The 19015-nt window shown below is 71.4% G+C and carries 18 protein-coding genes and 1 pseudogene; 8 read left to right on the top strand and 11 right to left on the bottom strand.

The annotated features are described in order from the left end of the window. Position 1: 1 nt before the first annotated feature. The 8 genes from ACFYWS_RS16965 to ACFYWS_RS16930 all read right to left on the bottom strand — a co-directional run bounded on the left by ACFYWS_RS16965 (position 2) and on the right by ACFYWS_RS16930 (position 9214). Positions 2 to 1888, bottom strand: coding sequence for a DUF2264 domain-containing protein (locus tag ACFYWS_RS16965; protein WP_389276295.1), 1887 nt, complete (start codon positions 1886 to 1888; stop codon positions 2 to 4). Next, complete coding sequence (locus tag ACFYWS_RS16960) at positions 1885 to 2865, bottom strand: hydroxyacid dehydrogenase (protein WP_389276292.1); 981 nt, start codon at positions 2863 to 2865, stop codon at positions 1885 to 1887. Before ACFYWS_RS16960 ends, ACFYWS_RS16965 begins: the two co-directional genes overlap by 4 nt. A gap of 23 nt (positions 2866 to 2888) precedes the next feature. Further along, positions 2889 to 3752 carry a carbohydrate ABC transporter permease gene (locus ACFYWS_RS16955; RefSeq protein WP_389276289.1) on the bottom strand — a complete coding sequence of 288 codons (864 nt, stop codon included), beginning with the start codon at positions 3750 to 3752 and terminating at the stop codon, positions 2889 to 2891. Next, positions 3749 to 4732, bottom strand: coding sequence for a carbohydrate ABC transporter permease (locus ACFYWS_RS16950; RefSeq protein WP_389276286.1), 984 nt, complete (start codon positions 4730 to 4732; stop codon positions 3749 to 3751). Before ACFYWS_RS16950 ends, ACFYWS_RS16955 begins: the two co-directional genes overlap by 4 nt. 29 nt (positions 4733 to 4761) lie before the next feature. Then, a complete protein-coding gene (locus ACFYWS_RS16945; protein ID WP_389276283.1) occupies positions 4762 to 6105 on the bottom strand; it encodes an ABC transporter substrate-binding protein in 1344 nt (447 codons plus the stop codon). A gap of 103 nt (positions 6106 to 6208) precedes the next feature. Beyond that, positions 6209 to 7375, bottom strand: coding sequence for a substrate-binding domain-containing protein (locus ACFYWS_RS16940; RefSeq protein ID WP_389276280.1), 1167 nt, complete (start codon positions 7373 to 7375; stop codon positions 6209 to 6211). Between the two features lie 242 nt (positions 7376 to 7617). Further along, positions 7618 to 8871 (bottom strand): cytochrome P450, encoded by a 1254-nt coding sequence (locus tag ACFYWS_RS16935; RefSeq protein WP_389276277.1) that lies wholly within the window; start codon positions 8869 to 8871, stop codon positions 7618 to 7620. Positions 8872 to 8947: 76 nt separating this feature from the next. Further along, positions 8948 to 9214 (bottom strand): hypothetical protein, encoded by a 267-nt coding sequence (locus ACFYWS_RS16930; protein WP_389276275.1) that lies wholly within the window; start codon positions 9212 to 9214, stop codon positions 8948 to 8950. 55 nt (positions 9215 to 9269) lie between these two features. On the opposite strand from ACFYWS_RS16930, the gene ACFYWS_RS16925 reads away from it, so the two are divergent. Beyond that, entirely contained in the window at positions 9270 to 10037 is a 768-nt protein-coding gene (locus ACFYWS_RS16925) for an MgtC/SapB family protein (RefSeq protein WP_389276272.1), read from the top strand. A gap of 184 nt (positions 10038 to 10221) precedes the next feature. Here ACFYWS_RS16925 and ACFYWS_RS16920 read toward each other — a convergent pair whose 3' ends face one another. Beyond that, positions 10222 to 11676 carry a cytochrome P450 gene (locus ACFYWS_RS16920; protein ID WP_389276270.1) on the bottom strand — a complete coding sequence of 485 codons (1455 nt, stop codon included), beginning with the start codon at positions 11674 to 11676 and terminating at the stop codon, positions 10222 to 10224. Positions 11677 to 11818: 142 nt separating this feature from the next. On the opposite strand from ACFYWS_RS16920, the gene ACFYWS_RS16915 reads away from it, so the two are divergent. From ACFYWS_RS16915 to ACFYWS_RS16900, 4 genes are all read left to right on the top strand, one after another. Beyond that, complete coding sequence (locus ACFYWS_RS16915) at positions 11819 to 12445, top strand: TetR/AcrR family transcriptional regulator (RefSeq protein WP_389276267.1); 627 nt, start codon at positions 11819 to 11821, stop codon at positions 12443 to 12445. Between the two features lie 84 nt (positions 12446 to 12529). Continuing rightward, complete coding sequence (locus ACFYWS_RS16910) at positions 12530 to 12985, top strand: MarR family winged helix-turn-helix transcriptional regulator (RefSeq protein ID WP_389276264.1); 456 nt, start codon at positions 12530 to 12532, stop codon at positions 12983 to 12985. Positions 12986 to 12993: 8 nt separating this feature from the next. Beyond that, entirely contained in the window at positions 12994 to 14391 is a 1398-nt protein-coding gene (locus ACFYWS_RS16905) for an MFS transporter (protein ID WP_389276261.1), read from the top strand. Between the two features lie 18 nt (positions 14392 to 14409). Further along, a complete protein-coding gene (locus ACFYWS_RS16900; RefSeq protein ID WP_389276258.1) occupies positions 14410 to 14787 on the top strand; it encodes a nuclear transport factor 2 family protein in 378 nt (125 codons plus the stop codon). Positions 14788 to 14802: 15 nt separating this feature from the next. Here ACFYWS_RS16900 and ACFYWS_RS16895 read toward each other — a convergent pair. Then, positions 14803 to 15573, bottom strand: a pseudogene (locus ACFYWS_RS16895) (slipin family protein); the annotation flags it as partial. A 106-nt stretch (positions 15574 to 15679) separates the two neighbouring features. Further along, positions 15680 to 16405 (bottom strand): 2OG-Fe(II) oxygenase, encoded by a 726-nt coding sequence (locus ACFYWS_RS16890; protein ID WP_389276255.1) that lies wholly within the window; start codon positions 16403 to 16405, stop codon positions 15680 to 15682. A gap of 272 nt (positions 16406 to 16677) precedes the next feature. Between ACFYWS_RS16890 and ACFYWS_RS16885 the strand changes: the two genes are divergently transcribed. The 3 genes from ACFYWS_RS16885 (at position 16678) to ACFYWS_RS16875 (ending at position 18889) form a co-directional block, all read left to right on the top strand. Next, positions 16678 to 17481, top strand: a complete 804-nt coding sequence (locus tag ACFYWS_RS16885) for a putative protein N(5)-glutamine methyltransferase (protein WP_389276252.1) — start codon at positions 16678 to 16680, stop codon at positions 17479 to 17481. 75 nt (positions 17482 to 17556) lie between these two features. Continuing rightward, positions 17557 to 17928, top strand: a complete 372-nt coding sequence (locus ACFYWS_RS16880) for a hypothetical protein (RefSeq protein WP_389276249.1) — start codon at positions 17557 to 17559, stop codon at positions 17926 to 17928. Positions 17929 to 18013: 85 nt separating this feature from the next. Then, complete coding sequence (locus ACFYWS_RS16875) at positions 18014 to 18889, top strand: PhzF family phenazine biosynthesis protein (protein ID WP_389276245.1); 876 nt, start codon at positions 18014 to 18016, stop codon at positions 18887 to 18889. The last annotated feature ends 126 nt before the right edge of the window (positions 18890 to 19015 follow it).

Below are 19015 nucleotides of genomic sequence, written 5' to 3'. Positions count from 1 at the left end.
CCTAGGGCCTGTCGTGCTGGACGTGCAGTGGTTCGAAGCCGACGACGGTGCGTGCGCCGTCATCGGCCCAGCGCACCGTCAACTCACCGTCCAGCAGGGCGACATCGGACACGGCGTCCGCGAGCGACGACGCCGGCTGCTCCGCGCCCAGTGAGGCCAGCGCCACGAACACCGCCGTCCCCTCCACGTCCGCCGCGAGACGCGGCACCCGCACCCACGGCTCGTACGCCGTGCCCTGCGGCGCGCGCACCTCGTCCCGCCGCTCCCAGCCGCGCAGGCCGACCAGCTCCGAGTGCAGGGCGTCCGTGGCCCAGCCGGTGAGCGTCACCCGCGCACCGTTCGGCGCACCGACCACCCGGTGCACCCGCAGCTCGTACGCGCCGCGCACCACGGTCACGCTCTCCACGCGCAGCCCCGGCGCCATCGGCGGACCCGACGTGAACACCGGCCGGTGCCAGGACGCCGCCCAGCCCCAGCCGTCGCCCTGGCCCGCCCCCAGCGGGTGGATGCGGCGCCGCACGCTGCCGACGCCGCCGCACTCGACCGACAGATGATTGTCCGCCGGGTTGGCCTTGGCCGTGGGCCCGGTGTGCGTGGAGTAGGCCTGGCGGCTGTAGAGCGCGTCCTCGCCGGACGCCGACTCGCCCTCGAACGGGCGGACGTGGTCACTGCCGTGGTTGTGCAGCCGCACGATCCCGTCCGCCCGCGTCGACTGCACCAGCAGGCCCGGCGCGGGCAGCGCGAGCACCCGGTCGGGGCCCTCGCTCGGCGCCGCCTCCTCGGTCGCCGTCCACAGTGGATCGTCCTCGCCCGCCAGCAGTGAGACGAAGCCCTTCGACGCCCAGTACGGGGACGCAGGGCCCGAGTAGTGCTGGAGCGTCGCGTCGTGCGGGCCGTGCCAGCCGAGGCTGAGCAGGCCCTCGTCCGTGACGCCGCCACGGTCCAGGAAGTAGCGCAGGTTCCCGCTGATCAGACGGCGTGACGCGCCCGGGGACAACGGCGTGTGCCCGGTGACCGCGCCGATGCCGACGGCCGCCGACGCCGCGAACCGGTAGGTGAGCGAACGCCCGAAGTGGATGGGCGCCCCGTCGCCGCCGAAGAGCAGCGAGAACCCGTCGAGGTGCTCGCGCAGGCGCGGCCCGACACGCTCCGACAGCGCCGCGTCCCCCGTCAGATGCGCGTGCAGCATCGGATACAGGTGCAGCGCCCACCCGTTGTAGTGGTCGAAGGCCCGCCCGTCGCCGTCGCGGTACCAGCCGTCGCCCTCGTACCACGTCTCCAGCAGGTCCAGCGCCCGCTGGATGGCGCGCGTCGTCGCCGCGTCGGACCGGCCGACGGACTCCAGGAACGAGGCCACCATGAACGGGAACAGGTACCAGTTGTTCGGCGCCGGCGTGTGCGTGATCGCGCCGCGCAGCCACTTCTCCGCCCGGTCCTGTACGTCGCCGTCGAGCCGGTCCCACAGCCACGGCCGGGTCAGCGACAGGCCGAGCGCCACCGACGCGGACTCCACCATCGGCTGGCCCTGGACGTGGTGGTCGAGGATCAGCGGCCAGGACTCCGCGTCGTCGCGGCCCGGCGTGCGAGTGCCCGCCGCGAGTCCGCCCGCGTACCGGTCGAGCCAGCCGTGGGGGTCCTTGCCCTGCGCGCCCGCGACCCGGAATCCGGCCGCGAGGAACGTACGGGCATAGCCCTCCAGGCCGTCCGAGCGGACACCTGACCCCGACGGGCGGCCCGGCAGATCGAGCAACGCGCCCTCGGGCGTCGCCCACCGCCAGGCCGCCCCGAGCAGCCCGTCGGCGAGGGCCTCCCAGTGCGCGCGCGTGAAGCCGGTGTGCGGGCTCAACTCCCGGTCTTCTGTGGGGAGATCGAACGGGGTGGGGTTCATGCGAGGTACGCCAGCCTTTCGCGTCGTACGGGATGGGCGAAGCCGTCGCCCGTGGACCAGCGCGTCAGTTCGCCGACCGCGGTGTCGGCGAGGCGCTGCCACTCGCTGCCCTGGGAGCCGGCCAGATGGGGGGTGATCAGCGCGTTCGGGCAGTCCCACAGCGGGTGGTCCGCGGGCAGCACCTCCGGGTCCGTGACGTCGAGGACCGCCCGGACACGGCCCGAGCGGACCACGTCGGTCAGCGCGTCCTGGTCGACGACGGCGCCGCGCGCGGTGTTGATGAGCGTGGCGCCCGGCCGCATCGAACTCAGCAGCTCCCTGCTCACCAGGCCGGTCGTCGTGGGCAGCAGTGGCGTGTGGACGCTCAACAGGTCGCTGCGCGTGAAGAGTTCGGGCAGGCCCACCCGTTCCACCCCGAGCTCCGACGCGTCCTCCTCGGAGACGTACGGGTCGTGCAGCAGCACCTCGAAGTCGAAGGGGCGCAGCAGTTCGATCACCCGGCGGCCGATGAGCGAGGCGGACAGCAGGCCCACCGTGCGACGGTAGTTGCCCACCTCGTGCGACGTGAGCAGCCAGTCGGCGCGCGCGCGATCGCGCTGGAAGTCGCGGGCCCGTTCCAGGACGTGCTTGCCGTGCAGCAGGATCATCGCGAGCGTGTATTCGGCGACCGGCAGCGCGTTGGCCGCGGCCGCCGAGGACACCGCGATACCGCGCTCCCAGCATGCGTCGGTGACGTGCGCGCGCACCGAACCGGCCGAATGCACGACGGCCTTGAGCGCGGGCGCCGCCGCCAGCACCTCGGCGTCGACCGGCGGGCAGCCCCAGCCGGTGACGAGCACCTCGACGTCGGCGAGCACCTCCTTCGCCCGCACCGTCGTCAGATCGTCGAGCACGGGCAGCGGCGCGAGCTCGCACACCTTGGCGAGCGCTGCCATGGACCGCGGCGTGAACACGGCCGCCGCGGCCTGGGGGGACATGGCCAGCGCCACGCGGGGCCCGCTCACTTGACCGACCCAGCAGTCAGGCCGGACTTCCAGAAGCGCTGGAGGAAGACGAACGCGAGGACAAGAGGAAGGACCGCGAGGAGCGAGCCCATGATCACCACCGGGTAGTACTCGGGCGAGACGGTCGCCTGACTGTTCCATTGGAACAGGCCGAGGCTGACCGGATACAGATCCTGGTCCGACAACATCACCATCGGCAGGAAGAAGTTGTTCCAGATCGTAGTGAGCTGGAAGAGGAAGACGGTGACCAGGCCGGGGCCCAGCATCCGCAGCGCGACCTTGAAGTACATCGCCAACTCGCTCGCACCGTCGACACGCGCGGCCTCCAACACCTCGTTCGGCACGTAGCCCTGGGCGAAGATGCGGCCCAGGTACACGCCGAACGGATTGAACAGGACCGGGATGAACACCGACCAGAAGGTGTTCACGACGCCGGCCGCCGACGCGATCAGGTACAGGGGCAGCGCCAGCACCGTCTGCGGCACCATGACCGCCGCGAGCACCAGGCCGAACAGCTTCTCCTTGTGCCGGAAGTGGTACTTGTCGAAGGCGTAGCCGCAGGCGACGCTGATCAGCGCGCCGATGGCCGCGCCCACGACCGCGTACAGCAGACTGTTGCCGTACCAGCGGCTGTAGAGGCCGCCGTCCATCGCGAACAGGTCCTTGACGTTCTGCACGAACGAGAAGTCGCTGAAGGACAGGATGCTGCTGCTGAACAGGGCGTCGCGTGACTTGGTCGCGGCGAGGATCAGCCACAGGACCGGAAGCAGGGTGTAGAGGACGGAGATCGCGACGACGACGTTGACCGTCGCGCGCCCCAGCATCCGGGGGCGAAGGAGGGTGGAGTCGGTGGCGCTCATCGGGCGTCCTCCTCGGCCGAGTTGACGCGGTTGGTCCAGCGGGTGACCCCGTAGGAGACCGCGATGGTGATGATCAGCAGGATCACCGAGGCGGCGGCCGCGAGTGAGTAGTTGTTGCGGCTGAACGCCGCGTCGTAGATGTACATGCTCGGCGAGAACCGGGTGTCCACCATCTGCGAGGACTGGTGCAGCAGCATGGGTTCGGTGAACAGCTGCAGCGCCCAGATCAGCGTGAACATCGCGACCATGACCACCGAGGAGCGCACCAGCGGAGTCTTCACTTGCAGCGCGGTGCGCACCGGCCCCGCGCCGTCGACGACGGACGCCTCCAGGACCTCGCGGGGGACCGCCTGCAGGGCCGCGTAGAAGATGACCATGTTGTAGCCGAGGTTCGACCACAGGGCGATGTTCACGATCGACGGCAGCGTGGTGTGCAGACCGAGGAAGTCGACCTGGATGTCCGCCTTGCCGAGCACCTCGACGACGGGGCTGATGCCCGGCGTGTAGAGGTACAGCCAGATCAGGGCGGCGATGATGCCGGGGACCGCGTGCGGCAGGAACAGGCCCAACTGGGCCCAGGACCGCAGCCGTACGACACCGGAGTCGAGCAGCAGCGCCAGCGCGAGCGAGCCGATCACCATCAGCGGGATGTAGATCACGCAGTACAGCGCGACCGTGCCGAGCCCGGACATGAACGTCGGGTCGGTGAGCACGGCGGCGTACGAGCGCAGGCCCACGAAGACGCTGCGTTCGGGCCCGAAGCCGAGTCCCGGCTGGTCGTCGCTGAAGAAGCTCATCCACACCGCGGTGCCGACCGGGATCAGGAAGACCAGCGTGAGCAGGACGAAGAACGGCGCCATCAGGACACCGGCCGCACCGCCGCGGCGGCGCTTGGCCGCCCGCTGTGCCTTGCGCGCGGAGCGGTCTCCCGCCTGCTGTGGGGCGGGCGGGGCCGTCGGGGCATGGGCTGTCGCGGTCATGGGTCACCTGCCTTTCGGGGTGCGGGCGTTCACGTGGAACGGGTGGTGGTCTTGAGGCCGAGCGCCTTCAGGTCGGGCATGGTGCCGTCCTGCGCGGCGCGCGCGGCGGACAGCAGGGTGCCGGAACCGGCGCCCGCACGGGCGAAGGCGTCCTGCATGACATAGCCGGTCGCGGTCATGCGCGGGCCCCAGACCCAGCCGTCGCGGATCTTGTGCGCCTCGTCCTCGAAGAGCCGGTAGATGTCCTGCCCGCCGTAGTACGCCTTGTCGAACGCCTTGCTGCCGACCGGGACCAGATCGCTGACGGCCGGGTACTGGCTGCTCGCGCCGCTGGACAGGCGGGCCTTGAGGGCGCCGGGGTGCGACACCTGCCACTCGATGAACTCCATGGCGGCCTCGGGGTGCCTGCTGTCCTTGGTGACCGCGAACGTGGAGCCGCCGTGGGTGCCCAGCGATGGCTTGTCCGGTGTCCACTGGGGGAGCGGTGCGATGCGCCACTGGCCCTTCTGTTCGGGGCGCGCGTTCATCTGCGCGCCCGCGTCCCAGGCCCCGCTGAGCCGGGTCAGGACCAGGCCCGTGCCGATCTGCGCGTCGGCGATACGGGCGCTGGAGGCGTTGGTGTAGACGAGCTCCTCGTCGATGAGGCGCTGCCAGTACGCGGCGACCTTCCGGGTCGGTGCGTCCGCCATAGAGACGTTCCACGCGCCGTGCGAGGTGTCGAACCACTGGGCGCCCGCCTGGCAGGACCAGGCGGCGAACTGCGTCATCCCGTCGGTGGGGAACAGCGTGAGCTTTCGGCCGCCGCCCGTACGCCGCACCTTGCGCGCCAGTTCAGCGAACTCGTCCCAGGTGACAGGGACTTCGAAGCCGTACTTGTCGAAGAGGTCCTTGCGGTAGTGCATCACCATCGGCTCGACGTCCAGCGGCACGCTGTAGGTGTGCCCCTCGAACGTGGTCAGGCCGAGCGCCTGCGGAAGCAGCTTGCGGCGCAGCTTGTCGCCGATGAGCTCGGTGATGTCGCGGGCGACGCCGTCGATGGCGAAGCCCGGCAGCTGGGGGTACTCGATGGTCGCGACATCGGGGGCGTTGCCCGCGCGCGCCGCGTTGCTGAGTTTCAGATAGCCGCCCTGCGTGCCGGACGGGACCTGTTGGTAGTCGACCTGGATGTGGTCGTGCGTCTTGTTGAACTCGTCCACCACTTCCTGGCTGCCGCGAAGGGCGGACCAGAAGGTGATGGTGGTCTTGCCTGTCCTGCGTGAACTAGAGCTTGCCGACGCCGCGCTGTCGTTCCCACTGCAGGCGCTCAAGGCGCCCGTCAGGGGCAGCGCGGTGATCGCGGCGAGCACCGATCGACGGCTCTGTCGACCAGGCATGGGCGCCTCCCGCGGCTCCTGCGTGTTCGAGTTACGGGAATCCTGATCGGTTCACGAGATGCGGTCAATAGATCGATCAGAAGAAAATGAAACGATCAAACGCTCAGTGTCCGGCAGAAGTTGAGGGCAGTGGTTCGCGATACAGGGCGGAACGGGTCGAACCGCGCACCTTGAGTGTCGGCAGCAACTCGACCCGGTGTGCGGGACCAGCCGCCGCGTCCCGGCCCAGGCGGTGCAGCAGCAGCTCGGCCGCCGCCCGCCCGACCTCCGCCTTCGGCGGGGACACGGCCGTCAGGGGAGTGCTGCCGAGCCCGGCGACCACGTCGTCGTACGCGATCGCGGAGCAGTCCTCCGGAACCCGCACTCCCGCGTCACGCAGCGACTGGACGAGCATCAGCGCGTCGACGTCACCGTGCAGCAGGGCGCCCGTGGCCCCCAACTCATCGAGGAGGAGCGGCAGTTCGAGCGGCTTCTCCGTGTGCTCCCGCTCCGGCTCGGGGACGGCGCCGGGGGAGCTGAGGGCGACCGCCCACTTGTCGACCTGCGGATGGTCCGCCGCGATCTCGGCGAACGCGGCACGCACCGCGCGCGCCGTCGGGCTGTCGTCACGTGCCGCGAGCACGATGCGACGGTGGCCGAGGGCCGTGAGGTGCTCGACGGCGAGGTGCACGCCGTACCAGTGGTCGGTGCACACGGTGTCCACGGCGTGCAGCGCGCTGCCCCGGCGCGGCCTGCGTTCCATCACCACCGTGGGCACGTCCACGCGCGCGAGCCAGGCGTAGTCGGCCTCCTCGGTGGCGAGGCTGCGCCAGCGCGGCGCGATGAGCAGCCCGCGGGCGCCGTCGGCCAGCGCCCGCTCCACCAGCGGCTGTTCGGCGCCCGGGGCGGCGGGGGCGATGTGCAGGGCGATCCGGACCCCGGCCTCCTCGAACGCGGTGCGGGCGCCGTGCAGCATCTCGTACAGATACGCGTGCCGCTCGGGGACGACGACGGCGACGGGCCCGCCGTCCGGGCCGGGGCTGGAGGCCGACGCCCGGGTCTCGGTCTGTTCCTTTGGCCGGCCGCGGCCCTCGTCCTGCTCCGGAAGGATCGGGCGGGCGATGCCGTGCCCGCGGCGCAGCTTGCCCGCGCGCGCGAGCTCCTCCACGTCGCGGCGGAGCGTCACCACCGACACCGCGAGCTCCGCGGCCAGATCGCTGACCCGCGTCGCGCCGCGCGCCTGCACGGCGGCGAGGATCCGCTGCCGCCTGAGATCGACCGGTTCGCGCATGCTGGTGGCCCCCTCGTGTCCCGCTGGTCCCGCTGTTCGTTTGAGCGTTTTTCTGAACGCTTCGGCCGAGCATAACCAGCGGGGCGCGTCGGACGTCAGCCCTCCGCCGGATCGGTGAGGAGCTGGAGGAGGGTGCGCTCGCCGTCGGCGGGGGCTGTGAGCGTATGACCGCTGACGGTTGACCGACCGAGGTGCGACGGACGGGGCCGGCGCCCGGTGGTGGGCGTCAGCCGCGGTGGGCGTCAGGCGTGGCGGGCGTCCGGACCCGGACGCACCGGGAGCTCGCGCACGCTGTTGCCCACGAAGCTGGCGTTCACCGGCAACTCCTCCTCGCGAACGGCCAGGTCGAGCGCGGGGAACCGGGCGAACAGGCGCTCCAGGGCCACCGTGGCCTCCAACCGGGCCAGCGGGGCGCCCAGGCAGAAGTGCGCCCCGTGTCCGAGCGAGAGGTGTCGGCCCGGCGTGGCCCGCGTGACGTCGAAGCGGTCGGCGTCCGGGCCGTGCGCCGCCGGGTCGCGGCCCGCGCCCGAGTAACCGGCCAGCACGGGCGTGCCCTTGGGTATCAGCGTGCCGTCGACCGTGAGGTCCCGCGTCGGGTAGCGGAACGGGAAATAGCTGACCGGACTGTCCCAGCGCAGCGTCTCCTCCACGACGTCCGCCCAGCCCGCCGCGCCGTCGTGCACCAGGGCCAGCTGCTCGCGGTGGGCACACAGTGCGCGCACCGCGTTCGTGATCAGGTTCAACGTCGTCTCGTGCCCGGCGACGAGGAACAGGATGAGCGTCCCGATCAACTCCTCGCGGCTGAGCCGGTCGCCGTCCTCCTCATGCGCCGCGAGCAGCGCGCTCGTCAGATCGTCACCCGGCTCCCGCTCGCGGGCGGCGACCACCTGGGACAGCACCGACACCATCTCCCGGTTGGCGGCCACGGCTCGCTCCGGTTCGATGTTCGTGGCCACCACCTCGTTCGACAGCTGGTGCAGCGGCGCTCTGAACTCCTTGTCCACGCCGAAGAGTTCACAGATGACCCCCATGGGCAGCGGCAGCGCGAAGTGCCTGCGCAGATCGGCCACGCCGTCCCCGGCCCGCGCCGCAGCGGCCAGTCCGTCCAGCAGCTCGTCCGTCAGTGCCTCCACCCGCGGCCGCAGCGCCTCGACCCGCCGCGCCGTGAACGCCCGGCTCACCAGGGACCGCAGCCGCCGGTGGTCCTCACCGTCGGCCGTCGTCATCCCGCGCACCGTCGCGAACGTCCGCAGCGGCCATCCCTCGGGTATCCGGCCCTCGGCGAGCGCCGCGAAGTGCCGGGCGTCCTTGGCGACATCGCTGTGCCCGAGGAACTCCTTCAGCGCGTCGTGGCCCAGCACGAGCATGCCCCGCACATCACCGGGCAGCACCACGGCGGCCACCGCACCGCCCTCCCGCAACCGGGCGTTACGCGCGTGCGGGCAGCCGCCGGACGGGTCGATGCGGTGCGGCGGTTCGGAGGAGACAGTGGCCATATCGTGCTCCTTGCAAGCCGGAGGACGGCCGATGGGCCGGAACACGACCGACACACACCGGATGCGGATCACGATGCTAAGGCGCCTCGGCCTCAAGGCCCAGCCCATAGATCCGCTCAAGCAGCCACGCCTCGTTGCCCGCGAGACCCGCCCTGCTCAGTGCCTCGTCGGCCTCGGCGATCGGCACGGTGAGCACCGCGGCCGTGGCCGGAGGCTCGGTTGAGGAGAGCGCCGCGCGCGCCGTGTGCATGAGGCGCAGGCAGGCCTGCGCCGCGGCCAACTCGGGGTTCATGGTCAGCTGTCCGTGATTCCTGGTCCCGTTCATGCCTCCACTCTTGCGCATGGGTCTGACAATCCCGCCGAGCCGACGCGGGACTACCCTCGGCAAGATCAACCCGATGGAGAGGAGTGACCCGCTCTTGTCGTCCCCGCTCGCGTTCCCCCTGTTCGACCCGGCCGCCGGGCAGGGCCTGCGGCAGCTCACCGAGTTGGGTCTCGCCCTGGTGCTCTCCACGCTGATCGGGGCGGAGCGCGCCGTCCAGCAGAAGAGCGCGGGGCTGCGTACGCACACCCTCGTCGGGGTGGGAAGCGCACTGTTCATGGAGGTGTCGCAGCACGGGTTCAACTCCGTGCTCGGCATGGATGGTGTGTCGTTCGACCCGTCACGTGTCGCCGCGCAGATCGTCTCCGGCATCGGCTTCATCGGCGGCGGCCTCATCTTCGTGCGGCGCGACGCGGTGCGCGGACTGACCACCGCGGCGACCGTCTGGCTGACGTGCGCCATAGGGATGGCCTGCGGTGGAGGCCTGCCGCTGCTCGCGTTCGCCGCGACCGGCTGTCACTTCCTGGTCGTCCGCGGCTACCCCTGGCTGACGCGGCGCGTGCCGGCCCTGGCCACAGAGCGGCGCTCGGGCCTGCACCTCGCCTACCGGGTCGGCTCCAGCGTCCTCACCCGCGTCCTGGAGGAGTGCACGAGCCGCGGGTTCCGGGTCGTCGAGCTGCGGGGCGGCAGCGCCGACTGGGAGCCCGACCGGCACCGGGTCAAGACGATGGCCGTACGTATGGAGATCGAGGGAGCGTCCGACGTGCCGGAACTCGTGGCCGTGCTCGCGGAGTTGGACGGGGTGCTGGACGTGGCGTCGCTGACGGCGGCGCCGGACGAGTAGCCCGGGAGGTATGGGACTCGCCAGGCCTGGGGCCTGTCGTCACACTTCCGCCCGCCCCGCGGCGACAGGATCTGAGTCTGCGTCCGGAGACCGGGGCCGACGCCGCGGGGTCCCTCGTCGGGCAGCTCCCTGGTGGTGGCGCTCATTGACGAACCCTGTGCGGGGCGTCGCGGCACCCGGTGGATCACCTACGGGTCAGCCGCAGCCGCAGGCCGCGTGGCATCAGCGTCAGACGCTCCGTGATCGCGAGCCGGTAGTCGGGCTCGGGGCTCAGGTCGTAGCGGCGCAGCAGCAGGCCGAGCACCAACGTGGCCTCGTGCAGCGCGAACTGGCGGCCGATGCAGGCGCGGGCGCCCGTGCCGAACGGCTTGAAGACATGGGCGGGCCGGGCGCGGACCGCCTGCGGGGTGAAGCGCTCCGGGTCGAAGGTTTCCGGGTCCTCGCCCCACGCGTCCGTGTCGCGGTGCAGCATCGTCGTCAGGACCAGCGCCCACGCGCCGCGCCGCATCGGGTGCGTACCGCCGAGTGTCGTGTCCGTGAGCGCCTCGCGTGCGAACGCCGGCGCGGTCGGCCACAGTCGCAGCGACTCGTCCAACACCCGCCGCAGATAACGCAACTTGGCGACCTGCTCGTACGCGGGGACGTCGGCGTCGCCCCAGACGCGGTCGACCTCGTCGCGTGCCTTGGCGAGTACCTCGGGGTTCTGTGCGAGGTAGTGCAGCGCGAAGGACAGCGCGCCCGATGTCGTCTCGTGCCCGGCCACCAGGAACGTGATGACCTGGCGGCGGATGTTCTCCGGGGAGAGCCGCTCACCGGTCTCCGGATGTGTCACCTCCAGCATCCGGTCGAGGAGGTCACCGGGGCCGCCGTCGGAGGCGCGGCGCGCCGCGACCACCTCGTCGACCGTGCGGTTGAGATACGCGCGGTCCGCCGCGTTGCGCTTCTCGGCGCCGCGCAGCAGTACGGACGACAGGAGCGGAGGTACCACGTTGCGACGCTGCGCGAACGTCAGGGCACCGACCATCGCCGTGACGAACGGGTGCGGACGCTCGCGCTCGAACGACCCGAAGTCGTGCCCGAAGCCGGTCCGGGAGATGGTCTCCAGGGTCAGCTTGGTCATGTCGGCGGGCACGTCGACCGTGCGGCCCGCGGCCTCGCTCGTGTCCCAGGAAGCCATCAACTGACCCGCCACGTCCAGCATCAGCGGGTGGTAGCCCGCCATCGCGTCGCGGCTGAAGCCCGGCGCCAGGATGTCGTGCGCCAGCTGCCAGTTGGGCTCGTGGTTGTACGCGGTGAACAGCCCGTCGCCCGCCACCGGACGCAGATTCGCGACGCCGAGACCGACGTGCTTGGCGAACCGCGACTCGTCGGCCAGCTCCGCCGAGAGGTCCGCGCCCGCCACGAACACGATCTCCTTGCCGAACCCCTTGCGCCGGAAGATCGGCCCGAGTTCGGCGGCGAGCTTCATCGAATCCTGCAGCGGGGAGCGGACGTTCGCGCCGACCACATCGCCGATGAACGGGACCCGGCGCGGCGGACGCGGGATGCGGTCCAGACGCGGCCACCCCTGCTCGGCACTGCGAAAACCTCGCGGCAGCGGGGTCCCCGCGGCCTGTGTCACCTGCGGCGTCGCCGTCATCGTGCCCATCTCCCTTGCGCCGATGCTCCGTTGGAGCACCCCGACCACACTGTTAGACGTGGATTCAATAACGCGCCACAGTCTGATCCTGTTATTGAACTCACGTCAAGTAAGGAGCGGTGTGTCCAGTAGGGTGCGCCTCATGACCAGGGAGCGAGGGGGAGCGGCGGCGCCGGGGGAGCGCACCCGGCGCAGGCTCAGCACGCAGGAGCGCCGCGAGCAACTGCTCGCCGTGGGCGCCAAGTTGTTCGCGCAGGCTCCCTACGGTGACGTATGGATCGAAGAGGTCGCGGAGATCGCCGGTGTCTCGCGCGGACTGCTGTACCACTACTTCCCGAACAAGCGGGACTTCTTCGCCGCCGTCGTAGAGCGCGAGAGTCAACGGATGCTGCGCCTGACCGCGGCCGTGCCCGGTATCCCCGTCCGCGACCAGCTCGGCACGGGCCTCGACACCTTCCTCGAGTACGTCGCCACGCACGCGCACGGCTTCCGCGCCTTTCACCGCGCGGAGGCGGCAGGTGACCCGGCCGTGCGCGCGGCCTACCGGGAAGGGCTCGCCGCGCACGAGGAGCAGATCATGGCCGCCCTCGCGGCCGACCCGCACATCGCCGACCACCTCCCCACCGCGGACGTGCTGCGCCTCGCCGTACGCGGCTGGCTCGCGTTCCTCGTCGCCGTCTGCCTCGACTGGCTCGACGACTCGGAACTCACGAAAGAGCAGGTGCGGGACCTGTGTGCGCGGGCGCTCGTGGGGGCGATCGGCCTGTGACGGGTCCAGGGCCCGCGGATGCGCGACCCAGAGGGTTGTAAGGGTAACTTGCAAGGCTTCCTGTCCACCTCGTACGGTGGCGGCATGTCAGGAACGCAGTCAGCCGCAGGGGACGAGCCGCCCACCGAGCAGGTCGCCGCCGACCTCGCCACCGTCGTCGGCCGGCTCTCGCGCCGGCTGCGCACCGCGTCGCCGGACAGCCTGCTCACGCCCACCCAGCGCAGCGTCCTCGCCCGCCTGGAGACCGAGGGTCCCGGCACGACCGCGGCGCTCGCCCGCGGCGAGTACGTACGGCCGCAGTCCATGCGGCTCACGCTCGGCGCCCTGGAGGAACAGGGCTTCGTGGCCCGCGAGCCGGACCCGAACGACGGGCGGCAGTCCGTCGTGTCGATCACCGGCAGCGGCCGCGCCACCCTGGACGCCGTCCGGGCCGCCAAGCACGGCTGGCTCACCCGGGCGCTCACCGAGGAACTCGACGCCGGCGAGCGGCGCACCCTGACCGAGGCCACCGCGCTCCTCGAACGACTGGTGCGCAAGTGACACAAGGCGTGGGAGATCAAGCCGTCACCACCGGCGAAGGCGAGACTCCCGCGCGGCAGCAGGGATTCAGGGCCCGGCTCACCGCGCCCCTGCTCCTCGGCTCGGTGCTCAACCCGCTCAACACCACGATGATCTCCACCGCCCTGGTGGCCATCGGGCACGACTTCGGGATCGGCGCCGCCGACACGGCCTGGCTGATCTCTGTCCTCTACCTGGCGAGCGCCGTCGCCCAGCCCGTGCTCGGCAAGCTCGCCGACACTCTCGGCCCGCGCCGCGTGTTCCTCGCGGGACTCGTCGTCGTGTGCGTCTCCGGGATCGTCGGCGCCGTCGCCCCCGGATTCGGCTGGCTCATCGTCTCCCGGCTGCTCCTCGGCATCGGCACCTCCGCCGCCTACCCGGCCGCGATGGCCGTGCTGCGCGACGAGGGCCGCCGGGTGGGCCGCCGACCGCCCCGCCCCGTCATGGCCCGGCTGTCCTTCGCGGCGCTCGGCAGCGCGGCGGTCGGCCCGACGCTGGGCGGACTGCTCGTCATGGTCGTCGGCTGGCGCGGCATCTTCGCGGTCAACGTTCCGGTGGCGGCGATCGCGTTCGCCGCCGCCCTGCTGTGGATCCCGCGCGACCCTCCACGCTCCACGGACGGGGAACCGACGCCGCGCACCGCCCTCGACCCCCTCGGTATCGGCCTGTTCACCACGGCTCTCACCGTCCTCGTCTTCTTCCTGCTCGACCTGTCCGACCCCATGTGGTGGCTGCTCGCGCCCTTCGTCGTGCTCAGCGCCGTACTGGTGTGGTGGCAACTGCGCAGCAAGGCACCGTTCATCGACATGCGCATGCTCGCCGGGAACGGCCCACTGGCCCGCACCTACCTCCGGCACGGCCTGAGCTATCTGCTCATCTACTGCATGATGTACGGCTTCACCCAGTGGCTGGAGGAGGGCTGCGGCTTCTCCTCCGGGCACACCGGCCTCCTGATGCTGCCGATGTCGCTCACGGCGCTGGTCTGCTCGCTGCTCGGCGCCCGCACCAAGGGCATCCGCGCCCCGCTCATCACCGCGAGCGTGCTGCTCATCGCGGGCGCGGGGCTGCTCGTGTTCCTCGACGGCGACACGCCGCTGGCGCTGCTGCTGCTCGCGGGCGCGTGCTTCGGTATCCCGCAGGGGTTCGTCGGCACCTGCAACCAGGCCGCCGTCCAGGAGCACGCCCCCGCCGCCGACATCGGCGCAGCCGCGGGGCTCCAGCGCACCGCCCAGTACATCGGCGCCATCACCGCGTCGAGCCTGATCGCGCTCGCGTACGGGCAGCGCGCCAGTGACAGCGGGCTGCACCTGATGGCCGGCGTCTCCGTCGTCCTCGGCGTCCTCCTGGTCGCCTTGACGGTGACGGACCGGGCGCTGCGCAGGAGTTGAGATCGGCATAATGCGAGCATGGATCATGTGACCGCGCGGACGTTCGTCGACTCCTGGGTGACGGCGTGGAACGCCCACGACCTGGACGCTCTGCTGGCCCACTTCACGGACGACGTGACGTTCAGCTCCCCGGTGGCCGCACAGCTGCTCGGCGGTGACGGCGTCGTGCGCGGCAAGGACGCGCTGCGCGCCTACTGGACGGAGGGGCTGCGGCGCATCCCCGACCTGCGGTTCGAGGTGGTGGGCAGCTACGTCGGTGTGAGCAGCGTGGTCATCAACTACCGCAACCAGAAGGGCGGTCTGGTCAACGAGGTGCTGATCTTCGACGGCCCGTTCGTCGCCGAGGGTCACGGCACCTACCTCGGCGAGCACGCCAACCCGGCCGGAGCCCACTGAGTGTGTTCAGGAGGCCGGCGGCTGAGGCTGCTGCGCCCGCTCCAGGAAGCGCAGCAGTTCGACCGGGAACGGCAGGACCAGCGTCGAGTTCTTCTCGGCGGCGACCGCCACCACGGTCTGCAACAGCCGGAGTTGGAGCGCGGCCGGCTGCGCGGACATCTCCTTCGCCGCCTCGGCGAGCTTCTTCGAGGCCTGCAACTCGGCGTCGGCGTTGATGACACGGGCCCTGCGCTCACGGTCGGCCTCGGCCTGCCGGGCCATCGAGCGCTTCATCGACTCGGGCAGGGACACGTCCTTGATCTCGACCCTGTCGATCTGCACGCCCCAGCCCACGGACGGGCTGTCGATCATCAGCTCCAGGCCCTGGTTGAGCTTCTCGCGGTTCGACAGGAGGTCGTCGAGGTCGCTCTTGCCGATGATGGAGCGCAGCGAGGTCTGCGCCATCTGGGAGACGGCGAAGCGGTAGTCCTCGACCTGGACCACCGCGTTCGCCGCGTCGACGACTTTGAAGTAGATGACCGCGTCCACCCGGACCGTGACGTTGTCCCGTGTGATGCCGTCCTGTGCGGGCACCGGCATCGTCACGATCTGCATGTTGACCTTGCGCAGCCGGTCGATCATCGGCACGACCATCGTGAACCCCGGTTCACGCACGCTCCCCGCCAGCCGCCCGAGACGGAACACGACACCGCGCTCGTACTGCTTCACCACGCGGGCCGCGGCCGCCGAGTACACCAGCAGGACACAGAGCAGCGCCACGCCCGCGATCGCGAGTTCCTGGACCATGACGACACCCCCAGGTGTCCGAGTCCTCCGCATAGTCAACGATATGCCCGGTCTGCTGGTGGAGTCGAGGGGTACGCACACTCCACTCGGCATCGGTTCATTCCGCTCATTGCGCGTCGTGGAAGACGAGCCCCAGGGTGTGGCGCCGCCCCGTGCGGACCGTGCTCACGCCGTGCCGCATCGGGCCGTTCGACCAGCCGCGCACCGAGCGCACCGGCCGGTCACGCGTCGTGAACACCAGGGCGTGCCCCTGGAGCAGCGTGGTCGAGTAGCCGCGCGACTGGGCCCGCGCCCGCTGCTCGGTCAGCAGGAACTCGCCGCCGGTGAAGTCGCTGCCCGGCTCGTCCAGGCCGATCACTACCTGGAGCGGGAACACCAACTCGCCATAGATGTCGCGATGCAGCGCGTTCCAGTCGCCGGGCCCGTAGCGCAGCAGGATCGGCGTCGACCGCGTCTGGCCCGCCGCATGGCACCGGTCGAGCCAGCCGTCGAGGGTGTCCGGCCACGGCGCGCTCCTGTTCAGGCGCCGCGCCCACTCCCGGGCGACGGGCAGCAGCCGCGGATAGAACGCCGCGCGCAGTTCCCGTACGAGCGCGGGCAGCGGGTGGTCGAAGTAGCGGTACTGGCCGCGGCCGAACCGGTAGCGCTCCATGTCGATCGTCGACCGGAACCGGCGCACGTCGTCGTAGAGCGCGGCGACGGACCGGCACTCGTCGGCCGTGAGCACCGGATGAGGCGTGAGGGCATGGCCGAACGCGTCGAGCTCCGCGCCCAGGGCGGCCCAGTCGAGGGCCTCCACGCGCGCGTGCGGGGCAGTGGTGGTGCCGGTCATCGCAGTGCATCTCCGTAGGTGGGAGGTATCGGCCAGGACCCCAGCCTTGTCGGCTCCGACGCGGAGTGCTGGCGGCAATCGGACGCTGCGTTCGGTGCGGTAATGTGTTCGCTCCGTGCAGCACCGCGAGGGAACGAGGAGGTGAGTCCGATCACCGTTGTGTCAGGTCGGGAGCTCCCTTCTCGCGCCGTACGCCCCGCCCGCTCGCGCTGAGCGAGGCCGCGGCCGTCCGGTGACCGGGAGCCCCCTCGGCATCCCGAGAGGCCCCCCTTATGACGCTTTCCCCGTCGCCAGGCTCTCCCCTCCCACTCGATTCCACGTCAGTGGTCGACTCCCTGCGTGCCGCCGGCTGTGTCTTCGCCGAGGACGAGGCGCGCATCCTGCTGTCCACCGCCCGCGACGCCGCCGAACTGACGGCCATGGTCGAGCGCCGCGCGAGCGGGCTGCCCCTGGAGCATGTGGTCGGCTGGGCCGAGTTCTGCGGACTGCGGGTCGCCGTCGACCCCACTGTCTTCGTGCCCCGCCGCCGCACCGAGTTCCTGGCCCGGCAGGCCCTCACCCATACGTCGCCCGGCGCCGTCATCGTCGACCTGTGCTGCGGCACGGGCGCCGTGGCCGCCGTCCTGGCGGCCCGTGGCCCGGCCAGACTGCACGCGGCCGACCTCGACCCCGGGGCCGTGCGCTGTGCCCGCCGCAACCTCGCCCCGCTCGGCGGCGAGATCCACGAAGGCGACCTGTACGCGCCGCTGCCCGCAGACCTCAGGGGCCACGTCGACACCCTGGTGGCGAACGGGCCCTACGTCCCTACGGGCGACGTCCCGCTGCTGCCGCCTGAGGCCCGCGACCACGAGCGGCGCCTCGCCCTCGACGGCGGGCACGACGGCCTCGACGTGCTGCGCCGCGTCGCCGGCGAGGCCCCGGACTGGCTCGCGCCCGGCGGACGCCTCTTCGTCGAGACGAGCGAGCGCCAGGCCGCCGCGGCACAGGCAGCCGTGCGCTCCGCGGGCCTGTACGCGCGCGTGGTCGCGAACGAGGACCTGTACGCCACGATCGTCGTCGGTACGCGCATCTCCTGACCTCGGGGTTTGACCCGGCGCGGCGTCGGTACCCGGAAGATCAGGACACCGGCGACGCTAGAGAGAGAAGCCACCATGACCGACACGACTCCCGTCGACGGCGACGCCCCCACAGTGGTGGGCGTCGCCCTCAGCGACTGCACACCACAGGACGCCGAGGCGGTCCTGCGCATGCTGTCCACGGCCTTCCCCTCGGACCGCACGCCCACCGAGCGCGCCGACGGCGACGCGACGGTCTGGCTCACCACAGTGGACGCCGCGTCCGATCCGGCGCCCTGGGAGGCGGGGCCCCTGTCCGGGACGGTCTCCGCGGACCTCCAGGGCGGCCACGAGGCCCTGGACCACGTGCGCGGGGCACTGGCGACCGCGTTCACCGTCACCGAGGAGACCACCGCCTCCGGAGACCAGGAAGAGGAGCTTCATCTGAGCCTGACCACGCAGCGCTGACCGGGGAATCCGGCGTGGGGTGGCGGGTGTTCGTCAGGGAGACCGTGCCCAGGACAGCACCGCCCGTGTGAAAGGCTCTGCCTCCATGACGAACACCGCGCCCACCCCGGCCCCCGAAGTGCTGCACTACACCGCGTTCTCGACGAACCCGGAGGGCGGCAACGGCGCCGGTGTCGTGCTCGACGCGGCCGGGCTCGGCGACCAGGAGATGGTCGGGATCGCCGCCGAACTCGGCTACTCCGAGTCCGCGTTCCTCACGCCAGGACCCGACCCCGAAGACAAGCGGTCCTTCACGCTGCGGTACTTCAGCCCCAAGGCGGAGGTCGACTTCTGCGGCCACGCCACCGTCGCCGCCGCGGTGGCACTCGGCGAGCACTACGGCACAGGGGACTTCGACTTCCACACCGCGGCGGGACGCGTGCCGGTCGCCGTCCGCCGCGAGGACGGCGACCTCAAGGCCACCCTCACCAGCGTGGAACCACGCGTGCACGAGGTGGCCCCGCAGGACGTGGGCGAGGCGCTCGCCGCGCTGGGCTGGCAGGCGGACGAGCTGGACTCCGGCCTGCCTCCGAGGATCGCCTACGCGGGCGTGCGCCACCTGGTCCTCGCGGCCGCCACCCGCGAGCGGCTGGCCGACCTGGACTACGACTTCGACGCCCTGCTGACCCTCATGCGCCGGCTCGACCTGACGACCGTGCAACTGGTGTGGCGCGAGAACGCGACCACCTTCCACGTACGCGACCCGTTCCCGGTCGGCGGCGTCGTGGAGGACGCCGCGACGGGCGCGGCGGCCGCCGCCTTCGGCGCGTACGCCCGCGAACTGCGCCTCGTCCCCGACACCGCGCACCTGACGCTGCACCAGGGCCACGACATGGGCCGCCCGTCGCTGTTGGAGGTCGACGTGCGCGCGGGCGACCAGCGGGTACGGGTGTCCGGGGCCGCTGTCCGTATCCAGTGCTAGCCTCTTGGGGGCCGTGCGAGAGAAAAAGGAGGTGGTACCCGTGAACGAATCGACATGGGTGCTCTCCTCCGGGGTCACGGTCGGGCGATAGGTCGTCGTCCGGGAGCGCCGTCTCTGAGCTCTCCC

It is taken from the genome of Streptomyces sp. NPDC002795 (assembly GCF_042888725.1).
Lineage (GTDB): Bacteria > Actinomycetota > Actinomycetes > Streptomycetales > Streptomycetaceae > Streptomyces.
Note: the sequence above shows the minus strand (reverse complement) of the source record. Positions and strands in the feature narration are given on the sequence as shown.